This window comes from Rhizobium mesosinicum, from assembly GCF_019511345.1.
In the GTDB taxonomy this organism is placed as follows: Bacteria; Pseudomonadota; Alphaproteobacteria; order Rhizobiales; family Rhizobiaceae; genus Rhizobium; species Rhizobium mesosinicum.
Genome location: NZ_JAEUAK010000019.1, coordinates 34496 through 45566 on the forward strand (window position 1 = coordinate 34496; position 11071 = coordinate 45566).

Consider the following 11071-nt stretch of genomic DNA (forward strand, 5'->3'; position numbering starts at 1 on the left):
CGCTAAACACATGCCGAAGCAGTCCGTGCGCAATGTAGCAATCCGGAAAGCTTTCTCACAGTGCATTTATATCACACTCCCGCCTCATTTTTTTGCCGTGTGGCAAAGATGCGGCGGATCACGACGAAGAAGGACGGCACGAAGAAAATGCCGAGCATCGTCGCCGAAAGCATGCCCCCGAGCACGCCGATACCGATCGCGTTCTGGGCAGCGGAACCCGCGCCTGTTGCGATGGCCAAAGGCACGACGCCGAGAATAAAAGCCAGAGAGGTCATGATGATCGGGCGCAGGCGCAGCCTTGCTGCTTCCAGCGTTGCCTCGAAGAGCCCCATGCCCGTCTCCATTCGGTCCTTTGCGAATTCCACGATCAGGATCGCGTTCTTTGCGGCAAGGCCGATGGTCGTGAGCAGGCCCACCTTGAAATAGACGTCGTTCGCCTGCCCGAAGAGCGTTGCTGCGGCAAGCGCGCCGAGCACACCGACCGGCACGGCCATGATGACCGAGAACGGGATCGACCAACTCTCGTAGAGCGCAGCCAGGCAGAGGAAGACGACGAGAACCGAAATCGCGTAAAGCATCGGTGCCTGCGAGCCGGAGAGCCGCTCCTGATAGGAGATGCCCTGCCAGGCGACCGTGTAGCCGCCGCCGAGCTGCTCGGTCAGGGCTTCCATCTCATTCATGGCCTCGCCGGAGGAGACTCCAGGGGCTGCCGCACCGTCCAGCGGGATGGCGCTGACAGCATTGAACCGGGCGAGTGACGGCGCGCCTTCGACCCACTGGGTTGTCGTGAAGGCGGAGAAGGGCACCATCTCGCCGACGTTGTTGCGGGCATACCAGTGGTTCAGATCGGTCGGCTGCATGCGGAAGGGCGCGTCGCCCTGGACGTAGACCGGCTTGATCTCGCCGTTCAGCGTGAAGTCGTTGACGTCGCGGCCGGTGAAGATGATCGACAGCATGGAGTTGACCGAGGCGAGGTCGACACCCATGGCGCCGATCTTCTCCTGATCGATCAGGATCTTCATCTGCGGCTCGACTTCCTTGTTGTTCGAGCGCAGTGCGACGACCTTGCCGGTGGCGCCGGCCATCTGGATGAGCCGCTTGGACGCAGCCGTCAGGGCTTGATTGCCGTGGCCGCCGGTGTCCACCAGATACATTGAGAAGCCGCTTGAGACGCCAAGACCTTGGATCGCTGGTGGCAGCAGCGCAAAGACCTGCGCCTCGCGGATCGTGAAGAAGTTCTTGAGAGCCCGGTTGACGACCGACTGCGCGCTTAGATTGTGATCAGTGCGCAGCGAGAAGTCCTTGAGCTTGGTGAAGACGATAGCGCTGTTCTGGCCCGAACCGTTGAAGCCGAAGCCGAGCGCGCCGAAGACGGAATCCACCGCATCCTTTTCGTTCTCACGAAAGTATTTTTCTACCTTCTCAACGACGGCCTGCGTCTGCTGTGTGGTCGAGCCCGGCGGCGTGGTGACGATGGTCAGGAGCACACCCTGGTCTTCCTGAGGCAGGAACGAGCTCGGCAAGCGCGTAAAGAGATAGGCGCAGCCGGCGCCGACCAGCAGGAACACCAGCATGACGCGGACCGGCCGCTTCAAGAGGTAGCCGATCGTGCGGACATAGCCGTTGGTCGAGCGGGTGAAGTTGCGGTTGAACCAGTCGCCTATGCGATGTTTCTTATGCTCGTCGACCGGCTTTAGCATCGTGGCGCAGAGCGCCGGCGTCAGCACGATGGCGACGAGGGCAGACAGCAGCATGGCCGACACGATGGTGATGGAGAACTGGCGATAGATGATGCCGGTCGAACCGCCGAAGAAGGCCATAGGAATGAAAACCGCGGTCAGCACGAGAGCAATGCCGACGATGGCACCGGTGATTTCACCCATCGACTTCTCGGTCGCTTCGAGCGGCGAGAGCTTTTCCTCCGACATGATGCGTTCGACATTTTCCACGACAACGATGGCGTCGTCGACGAGAAGACCGATCGCCAGCACCATGGCAAACATCGTCAGCGTATTGATCGAATAGCCTGTTACCGCAAGGACGCCGAACGTGCCGAGAAGCACGACGGGAACGGCGATGGTCGGGATCAATGTCGCGCGCAGGTTCTGCAGGAAGATGAGCAGGACCACGAAGACGAGCACGATCGCCTCGATCAGCGTATGCACGACCTTCTCGATCGACAGCTCGACGAAGGGGGTCGTGTCGTAGGGATAGGTGATCTCGACGCCTTCCGGCAGGCCACGGCCGATTGTTTCAAGCGCGGTGCGGACACGGGCGGCGGTGTCGATGGCGTTGGCGCCAATGGCAAGGTTGACGGCGAAACCCGACGATGGCAGGCCATTATAGCGCGAGCTGCCGCCATAGCTTTCCTGACCGATCTCGACGCGGGCGACATCGCTGAGGCGGACAGTCGAACCGTCCTTTTCGACCTTCAGGATGATGTGCTCGAAATCCGCGACAGTGGTGAGCTGGCTTTGCGCGGTGATGGTAACGTTGATCTGCTGGCCCGGGACGGCCGGCTGGGCACCGAGCGAGCCGACGGAGACCTGCGTATTCTGGGCCTGGATAGCCGAGGTCACGTCGCCTGGAGTGAGCTGAAACTTCTGTAGCTTGAACGGATCCAGCCAGACGCGCATAGCGTAACCGGAGCCAAATATGTTGATGCTGCCTACACCTTCCAGACGCTGGATCTGGTCCTCGATCGAGGTCGACATGATGTTGCCGAGGTCAACGGAGGTGCGCTTGCCGTCTGTCGAGACCAGCGAGCCGACGAGAAGAATGCTCGAGGTGGAGCGCGTGACGCTGATACCAGCATCGATGACATCGCCCGGGAGCTGCGACTGGACGAGCTGCAGCTTGTTCTGCACCTGCACCTGCGCGATGTCGGGATTGATGCTGGTCCCGAAGGTCAGCGAAATGCTGGCCGAGCCTGTCGATGAGGTCGAGGTCATGTAGGTGAGGTCGTCGAGACCAGTCATACCGTCTTCGATAATGGTGGTCACCGATTTTTCGACCGTCTCGGCGCTCGCGCCGCGATAGCTCGTGTTGATGCGGACCGTGGTCGGCGCGATATCAGGATATTGCGAGATCGACAGCGTGAAGATGGCGAGCAGACCTGCGAGCATGATGGTGATCGCAATGACCCAGGCGAAGATCGGTCGTCGAATGAAAAACTTGGCCATCGGTTATTCCTGTACGGCTGGGACGGTGACGATACGAAAATGCCTGCGCATTACTTTGCTGCTGGCTTCTGTTCGCCTCCGGCCACGGGCTGATCGGCAGGGACAACCACGCCGTTGTCGTTGATCTTCATTGGAACCGGCTTGACCGGCATGCCTGATACAATCGACTGCAGACCGCTGACGATGAGCTGATCGCCATCTTTCACACTCTGGGTCACGAGCCAGGAATTGTTGGAGGGCGAGGCGTTCTCGAACACACGAGTCTCAACCTTGCCCTCGGCGGAAACGAACTGTGCCGTCAAACGGCCGTTTGCGTCGCGGGCGGTTGCAAGTTGCGGCAGCGCATATCCGGCTTCAGCACCGAGTTCGACCGTAGCGCGTACATACATGCCCGGCAGAACGACGCGGTCCGGATTTGGGAAAACCACGCGAATGATGAAGGTGCCGGTCGTTTCGCTGACGACCTGCTTCGACATGTCGAGCTTGCCCTTCTGATTATATTCACGGCCGTCTTCGAGGATCAGGCGGAACGCGATATTGTTGTCCTCGCCCTTGACGTCGCCGGCAGCGATCGCATCGCGCAATTTCAGCAGGTTGGTGCTCGATTCCGTCAGCGAAATGTAGATCGGATCTAGCTGGCGAATAGTGGTCAACGCGGTCGACTGGTTTGCTGCAACGACGTTGCCGATATTGTAGGCCGTCTGGTCTATGATACCGTCGAAAGGGGCCGTGATCTTTGTGTGATCGAGGTCGATCTGCGCTGCGGTCAATGCCGCTTTTGCGGCTTCGACTTCTGCATTTGCTTGGGCAAGCGCCGTGCGGGCGGTCTCGAATTCGATCTGCGTCGCACCGCTGCCGACCAGACGCTGGTAGCGGTCGAAATTGCTCTGGGCGCTCGGCACGCTTGCCTGAGCCTTGGAAATCGCAGCCTGTGCCTGCTCGACTGCTGCGCGGTAGGCAGCATCGTCGATCTGGTAGAGCAGGTCGCCCTTCTTGACTTCGCCGCCTTCCTTGAAGGCGATTTCGCGGATGATGCCGTTCACTTGTGGGCGAATATCGGCCACCTGGAAGGCTTCGGCGCGGCCAGGCAAGATCGTGGTGATCGGATAGGTATCCTTCTTCAGCGTCACCACACCGACCGGAGCGGCCTGCTGGGCAGCACCGCCTGCGCCTGCATTGCCGGCGGGCTTGCTGCCACTCTCGTTGCAGGCGGCGAGGCCCATAACCAGCAAGAGGGCCGATGAGATGATGAGGGCACGCCGGATCATGCTGAATTCCTGTGCGGTTGGCAGTAGCGGTTCAATCGCCGGCCCTATGAGGCGCCGCTCTATATAGGAGTGATGATTGATCCGGAAACAGATGCCGTTATCCGATATTAAGAAAAGCTTTACGAAGTGACGTAATTCAGCAATCGTCACTTAGCAAGGGTTATTTTGCAGTGCGGCATCCACCAAACACACGATTTTTTCCGCACGGTGAACAAGTGTGTTTTTGTCCTCCTTGGCAATGAGAATGGGATGCAGAACACAGGCCAGAACGTCTGCAACGGTGCGGGCTGCCGCGTCCGTATTGTCGCAATGGTAATTGCCTTCGGCCACGCCTTCACGGATGATCTCGCCGAGCTTCTGCTCTATCCGTTCGCGATAGCGCTGACCGGCATCAAGCTTGGCGTCGATCGTTGAGATCACCATTTCGAAGATGTAGGGGTTTTGCTGGATGTCCTGCAGATGGCTGTCGAGCAGGCGCATGACGAAGCTCAGCAACTGCTCTTTCGGTGGCAGGCTGGCGTCGACGGCGGCGAAGCGCTCCGTGGCATTGCCGAGATGGCGCTCGGCAATCGCATCGACCAGCACTGCCTTTGATTGAAAATGCTTGAAGACATTGGCCGGCGACATGTGCAGCGAAGAGGCGATATCAGCGATGGAAACCGCAACGAAGCCGCGCTGGCGAAACAGCGTCTCCGCCATCGAGAGGATATCCTCCCTGGTTTCTTCGGCCTTGCGCCTGGGCCTGCGTGCCATCTGTCCCCCGCCGGGCTTGGCCCGGCACCCCTTTTTTCCAATGCTAGCGCGATTGGCTGAAAGGCTGCAAGCAGGCTCGCAGCTCAGGCTTCAACGGTTTAGGGAAAATAGGGCGCGAGATTTGCCCGGATACGCGCCGCGGGCGTTTCGCCGCGGTCATCGGGTACGAAGCGCTCGCCGGTGATCCATTCATAGGCCTTGATATAGACGGCCGACGTCTGCTCGATCAGCTCGACAGGAATTTCCGGAATCGCATCTTTGTAGGGGTCGCAGCGTTCGGCCACCCAGGCGCGCACGAAGTCCTTGTCGAAGCTTTCCGGCCGCTTGCCCGCTTCGAAGGCGGCGGGATAGGTTTCCGCCACCCAGTATCGGCTGCTGTCGGGTGTATGGATTTCGTCGGCCAGGATGATGTTGCCGTCCTTATCGGTGCCGAATTCGTATTTGGTGTCGACGAGGATGAGGCCGCGTTTTGCCGCCATTTCCTGGCCGCGGGCAAAAAGCGCCAGCGCATACCTGGAAAGCGTTTCCCACTGCTCTTTCGTCAAAAGGCCGCGGCTGACGATCTCGGCCGGTGTCAACGGCTCGTCGTGGCCGCCATCGAACTCTTTGCTGGTCGGCGTGATGACCGGCTCCGGAAGAATCTGATTGTCGCGCATGCCGTCGGGCAGGCGCATGCCATACATCTCGCGCTCACCTTTTTTGTAAAGCGTCAGGATCGAGGTGCCGGTCGTGCCGGCGAGATAGCCGCGCACGACGATCTCGACCGGAAGGATATCGAGCCGCTTACCGATGACGACGTTCGGATCGGGATAGTCGAGAACGTGATTGGGGCAAATGTCCCTCGTTGCCTCGAACCAGTAGCGGGCCGTCTCGGTCAGCACCTGTCCCTTGTAGGGAATGCAGGTCAGGATGCGGTCGAAGGCGCTCAGCCGGTCGGTGCTGATGATGATGCGCCGCCCATCCGGAAGATCGTAATTCTCGCGCACCTTGCCGCGGTAGTAGTTCGGCAATTCCGGGAAATGGGCTTCGGAGAGAATACGCACGGTGCTTGGCTGTCCTTCTATCGGCTGAGACTAAAGCGTGCCGCGATCTTTAGGATTCGCTTCGCACGCTTCAGGTCTTTGTTTTACGCATGTCGTTATCGCAAAACCGCTGCACACTTTTGCGCCGCATGCTCTGACCCTGCTCTAGTTTCATTGCCGGGGAAGTCAAGCAAAGGCTCATTCAAAGCCAGAAGAGGGCGATGAGAATGAGCGTGACTATATAGCCGGCGAGCGTCAGCGGCCAGCCGGCGCGCAGGAAATCGCCAAAGCGATAGCCGCCGATGCTCATCGAGAGCGTATTGTTGTGATGGCCGAAGGGGGTCAGGAAATCCTGCGAGGCGCCGGCGGCCACTGCGATTAGATAGGCCTGCGGCGGCTGCTGGCCGGCGCGCGCAAATTCCAGCGCAATCGGCGCAAGTACGATTGCGACCGTCGCGTTGTTGACGAACGGCGTCAGCGCCATGGCGAGAAGCAGAACGAGTGCGATACCCCACAAGGGATAGCCGATCGGAAAGGCCAGGCTCAGCCATGCTGCAATGGTCTCGGCCGTGCCCGTTGTTGCAACCGCCTGACCGATCGGGATCATCGCTGCGAGCATGATGATGATTGGCCAGTTGATATCCGCCATTGCCTGGCGGATGTTGAGATAGCCGCGCAGTGCGAGCGCCAGCACCACGAAGGCAAGAGCAATATCGGGGCGAAGGCCGAAGGCGGAAGCGACGACGCCGCAGGCGAAGATTGCAAAAGGCTGCCATGAAGCTGACGATCCAGGGGAGGGGGCTGCGGAAGCAAGCGGAAGGCATTCACACTCTTCCAACGCTTCAGCTATGGCCGCTTTCGGGCCTTCCAACAGCAGGATGTCGCCAATCGAAAGCTGCAGATCCGCAAAGCGTCCTTCTATGCGGGGAGAGCGCATCGACAGTGCCGAGATCGTGATCCCGCGATTGCGGAAGACCTCGAGCGAGGCAATGCGCGAGCCGACAACCGTACTCTCCGGCATGACAACGGCTTCGATGCTTGTGAAATCCGGCTGCAATCCGTGTGGATGGGCATCTGGCACCAGCGCCTGCGAGACGGCCAGATCCGCGAAGACCGAATCCGCACCCTGCGCCAGCAGAATATCGCCCGGCTGGATAACCGATTGTTCGAGCGGGCCAAAGACGAAAGCCCTGTCGCGGATCAGGGCATGCGGCTGGATGCCGAAACGCTCGGGACATTGGGCAAGTGTTACGCCGACGAGCGGTGAATGCTCAGGAATGCCGCGCTCCACGACGATGCGGCGGGCCGACTGAGTTGACATTTCCCCGGTCTCGTCCGGCTCCGGAAACAATCGCTGCACGATCAGCGCGATCAGCAGGATGCCTGTTACGGCGACCGGAAGCCCGACATAAGCGAAGTCGAAGAAGCGGAAACCTTTGCCGGTGTTTTTTTCAAGCGCATCGCTGACGAGAAGATTGGCGGGTGTGCCGATCAATGAGACGAGACCACCGAGAAGGGCGGCGAAGGAGATCGGCATCACAAGTTGTCGGCGCGGAATACTCATGAGCGTGCTCAGCCGCAACGCCAGCGGCAAGCTGATCGCAAAGGCACCGATATTGTTCATGAAGATCGAGATGAAGCCGGTCAGAGCGGAGACGCCTGCTATGACCCGGAAATGGGAGAGACCCGATGCCACGAAGCGCTCGGCGAGGCTGTCGAAGAGTTTGGTGCGCGCCAGTATTTGAACGATCAGAAGGATTTCGACGACGGTGACGACGACAGGGCTCGCAAAGCCGGCAAAGATACTATCGGCAGGGTATAGACCGAGCACATAGCCCGCGAGCAATCCGCCGATCGCGATAACTTCGATGCGCAGGCGGTCGAGGGAGAACAGGAAGAGCATTGCCACCAGCAGGATGAGGAGGGCTGCTTGCTCAAGCGTCATCGGCGGTTCCTGTCTTCGATCACACGCCGAATGTAGCTCTTCGTCTCGTGCTGTATAGCCCGTTCAGACGAAAGAATGATCGGTCTTTACATGTGAGTTCGATGCCGCTCAGGCAGGTTTTCGCCATTTTCCTTCGGCTGTGCGCTGGAGGATGGGCGTTGCGAAAACGCCTTTCGTGCGTGTCTGCCATTGCGGCCCTGCGGCATTGAGTTTAGCGCGCCAGCGGTCCGATTGCAGCATGGCCGCACCAATGACGACGGGTTCGATGTTACAGCTCGTGAGCAGATCAAGGCCCGCGACGATCGAGGTCCCGCTCGATATGACGTCGTCGACCAGCGCGACACGGCGTCCTTCCAGGAGAGGCAGCATGCGCGGATCTATATAGAGCCGTTTCTGTTGTTCCGGCGCGGTGATCGAAGAGAGCGAGACTGACAGTTCGTCGCGATACCAGAATTTGCGGGAGGTGCCGAGCGGCACGTAACGGCTGTGGCCGAGCTTCTGAGCGACGGCCGCCGCAAGGGTCAGGCCGAGCGTCGGCAGGCCGGCGACGACATCGATGCCTGATGGTTCTATCTTTGCCGCAAGGTTTTCGGCGAGCACATCCAGCACCGCAAAGCTTGCCTGATTGATGATCAGCGAGGCCAGCGCATGCTCGCCATCCGAGAGTATACGGATCGGCAGGCGCAACTGCCTGCCATCTTCCAGTTCCGCTGTAAAGAAGGAGCTGAAATCGCCACCTGTTTGGAAACTGCCCGGCGGATGGATCTCCTGCCAGAAATCATGCGGTTTCATCTCGTTCATTCTCAATCTCGTATCGCCTTGCCGGTACCGACTTTCCGGCGAAGGTCTTTGAGTTCAGATTCTGTCAGCACCCTGACCGATCCCTTCGGCAGGTCGCCAAGCTTCAGCCCACCGATCGCGACACGCACGAGCCGCAGGCAGACGATATCGAGCGCCTCCAGCATCCGGCGGATCTGCCGGTTGCGGCCCTCCTGCAGTTCCACTTCGATCCAGGAATTGCGGTCGCCCTCGCGCAGCTTGCGGACAGCGGTGGCGCGCAGCAGTTCGCCGTCATGCCGAAGGCCTGACATCATTGCCGCCAGCATGTCGTCATCGGCGATCCGATCGATCTGCACATGGTAGGATTTCGATACGTGGGTGACTGGATCGAGCAGCGTCTGGGCGAATTCGGTATCGTTGGTAAAGAGCAGCAGCCCCTCGCTCGCCTTGTCGAGCCGACCGACGGGAGAGAGATGCGGGACATCAAAGTCGGCCAGGCAGTCATAGACGGTCGGCCTGCCCTCCGGATCATGACGAGTGGTCACAAGGCCGCGTGGTTTGTTGAGCATCAGGTAGATTCGGGCCTCGGCGACGATCTCTTTGTCATCGACCTTGATAAGGGCGGTCGAAAGATCGACCCATGCCGAGGGATCCGTGACAATGCGATCACCGACCGCGACGCGGCCCTCAGCGATCAGCCGTTCGGCCTGCGTGCGGGAACAGTAGCCGAGTTTGGAGAGCGCACGTGGAAGCGTGACCCGCTTGCCGGCCGGTGCGGCCTGGGGTCTGCTGCGTTCGTATGTTTTCTGCGGTGATCGCCGGCCTTTCACTCCGCTATCCCTGATGCGATTGCGAAAGCCGTTCTTTGCATGAACGACGCACGGACGCCAGCAACGGTGCTCGAAATTCTGGGGAGTAGAGGACTTCGGATGCCTAAAGAAACCATCGACGCTTTGGACAAAGCGTAGTGGGCAAGAGAGTTTTTCTACCGTCTTAAGGGCAGGCCATGAAACCGGCGAGTTCCTGCCGGTTCATCATAATGCCAGCTGCGGCCTTGGCAGGGTCCGGATGAGTATAGGAAAGGCTCGGCATTTCGGGCAGATCGAGCGCCTGGCGCATGTTCATGATGCCGACTGCGCGACGTCCATCGCTGGCGTCGACGCTGACTTCAACGATCAGCTTCTCTCTCTTATTGTCCATAATGTCCTCCCTTCATTTTTATGTTCTCGTCATTCGCATTAAAAATTGGTTTTTCTAAGACATAAGTGTCTACGCATCCTGCGAAAAATGGATCTGCAGGATGCGTAAAAATGCGGGATCTGGAGCTTGGTAGCTCAACGCCACCAGTGACGCGGCTCGGGCTGCGAGGCGCCTGACAACATATAACCTGCCAGGAAGCCGATCGCGCCGGCAACCAGAAGCGCCGTTGTGGTCGCTGCCGGGTGTTCTCGGGCCGTGCCTGCGACTGCGGCTCCTTCGGCTCTGATCTGCGCAACGGCGCTCTTGGCACGTGGCAGCGCATCTTCGTAAGCCTTGCCGGCTCGGTCTCGCACTTCATAATAGGCTTCGGCGCCCTGTGCTGAAATCATCTTCTGCAGACGGGAAACCTCCTGCTGGAGTGCGGCAATGTCCTTGCTGACGGAAGTTCTGAGATCGTCGGTATTGGCGGCCATATCTGTCTCCTTTCCTTCAATGGGGAAGAAAACACCAATCAGCGCGTTAGGTTCCGCGCTTCACCGATAATTGGATGTGACGGTAGTTTGACGGCGGGCGCAGAGGCCTAATTTAACCCGCCTTAACCATAAAATTGGCCAGGACACTGTTTTTTCGCAGCCTTTCTGCTTTTTAGACGCTACTGACTCCGGTTTTTTATCACCTGGTAAAAGATTTTCCGGAGATGTCGCCTCAGAAAGGCACCTGTGGATAACATCGGCGTATAAAATTCACTGTCGAATCAACCTGTTACAAAAATGTCAAAAAAGTTGGATTGGTGGTGTTGACTGTTTTGGTTTGGTGGGATTATAAGCCCACTCACTGACGAGGGCGGCGGCGCTGCTGGCGACGAAGTTTCTCGTTCTTAAGAAATCAAGCGGATTGGCGGATGCTGGTTTGTTGCTCTGG

At 59.0% G+C, this 11071-nt stretch carries 9 protein-coding genes; all 9 read right to left on the reverse strand.

Features of this window, described 5'->3' with window-relative positions; translation table 11 throughout:
- Positions 1–71: 71 nt before the first annotated feature.
- Complete coding sequence (locus tag JNB85_RS29770; protein WP_220338001.1) at positions 72–3182, reverse strand: efflux RND transporter permease subunit; 3111 nt, start codon at positions 3180–3182, stop codon at positions 72–74.
- A 50-nt stretch (positions 3183–3232) separates the two neighbouring features.
- Positions 3233–4450: an efflux RND transporter periplasmic adaptor subunit gene (locus tag JNB85_RS29775; protein WP_220338002.1), complete on the reverse strand. Its 1218-nt coding sequence runs from the start codon at positions 4448–4450 to the stop codon at positions 3233–3235.
- A 150-nt stretch (positions 4451–4600) separates the two neighbouring features.
- A complete protein-coding gene (locus tag JNB85_RS29780) occupies positions 4601–5203 on the reverse strand; it encodes a TetR family transcriptional regulator (RefSeq protein WP_220338003.1) in 603 nt (200 codons plus the stop codon).
- Between the two features lie 98 nt (positions 5204–5301).
- The gene (locus JNB85_RS29785) at positions 5302–6246 is read right to left on the reverse strand and encodes a phosphoribosylaminoimidazolesuccinocarboxamide synthase (RefSeq protein ID WP_220338004.1); all 945 of its coding nucleotides are present in this window, start codon (positions 6244–6246) and stop codon (positions 5302–5304) included.
- Between the two features lie 181 nt (positions 6247–6427).
- Positions 6428–8170 carry an SLC13 family permease gene (locus tag JNB85_RS29790; RefSeq protein ID WP_220338005.1) on the reverse strand — a complete coding sequence of 581 codons (1743 nt, stop codon included), beginning with the start codon at positions 8168–8170 and terminating at the stop codon, positions 6428–6430.
- 108 nt (positions 8171–8278) lie between these two features.
- Positions 8279–8962, reverse strand: coding sequence for a phosphoribosyltransferase (locus JNB85_RS29795; protein WP_220338011.1), 684 nt, complete (start codon positions 8960–8962; stop codon positions 8279–8281).
- A gap of 11 nt (positions 8963–8973) precedes the next feature.
- The gene (locus tag JNB85_RS29800; RefSeq protein ID WP_220338006.1) at positions 8974–9780 is read right to left on the reverse strand and encodes a pseudouridine synthase; all 807 of its coding nucleotides are present in this window, start codon (positions 9778–9780) and stop codon (positions 8974–8976) included.
- Positions 9781–9943: 163 nt separating this feature from the next.
- Positions 9944–10150 carry a hypothetical protein gene (locus JNB85_RS29805; protein ID WP_183829869.1) on the reverse strand — a complete coding sequence of 69 codons (207 nt, stop codon included), beginning with the start codon at positions 10148–10150 and terminating at the stop codon, positions 9944–9946.
- 134 nt (positions 10151–10284) lie between these two features.
- Entirely contained in the window at positions 10285–10623 is a 339-nt protein-coding gene (locus tag JNB85_RS29810; protein WP_007815384.1) for a hypothetical protein, read from the reverse strand.
- Positions 10624–11071: the final 448 nt, after the last annotated feature.

Bases quoted from the DNA above. Each gene is read 5' to 3' on its own strand.
- JNB85_RS29770 (WP_220338001.1), bottom strand. From the start codon at position 3,182: ATGGCCAAGTTTTTCATTCGACGACCGATCTTCGCCTGGGTCATTGCG.
- JNB85_RS29775 (WP_220338002.1), bottom strand. From the start codon at position 4,450: ATGATCCGGCGTGCCCTCATCATCTCATCGGCCCTCTTGCTGGTTATG.
- JNB85_RS29780 (WP_220338003.1), bottom strand. From the start codon at position 5,203: ATGGCACGCAGGCCCAGGCGCAAGGCCGAAGAAACCAGGGAGGATATC.
- JNB85_RS29790 (WP_220338005.1), bottom strand. From the start codon at position 8,170: ATGACGCTTGAGCAAGCAGCCCTCCTCATCCTGCTGGTGGCAATGCTC.
- JNB85_RS29795 (WP_220338011.1), bottom strand. From the start codon at position 8,962: ATGAAACCGCATGATTTCTGGCAGGAGATCCATCCGCCGGGCAGTTTC.
- JNB85_RS29805 (WP_183829869.1), bottom strand. From the start codon at position 10,150: ATGGACAATAAGAGAGAGAAGCTGATCGTTGAAGTCAGCGTCGACGCC.
- JNB85_RS29810 (WP_007815384.1), bottom strand. From the start codon at position 10,623: ATGGCCGCCAATACCGACGATCTCAGAACTTCCGTCAGCAAGGACATT.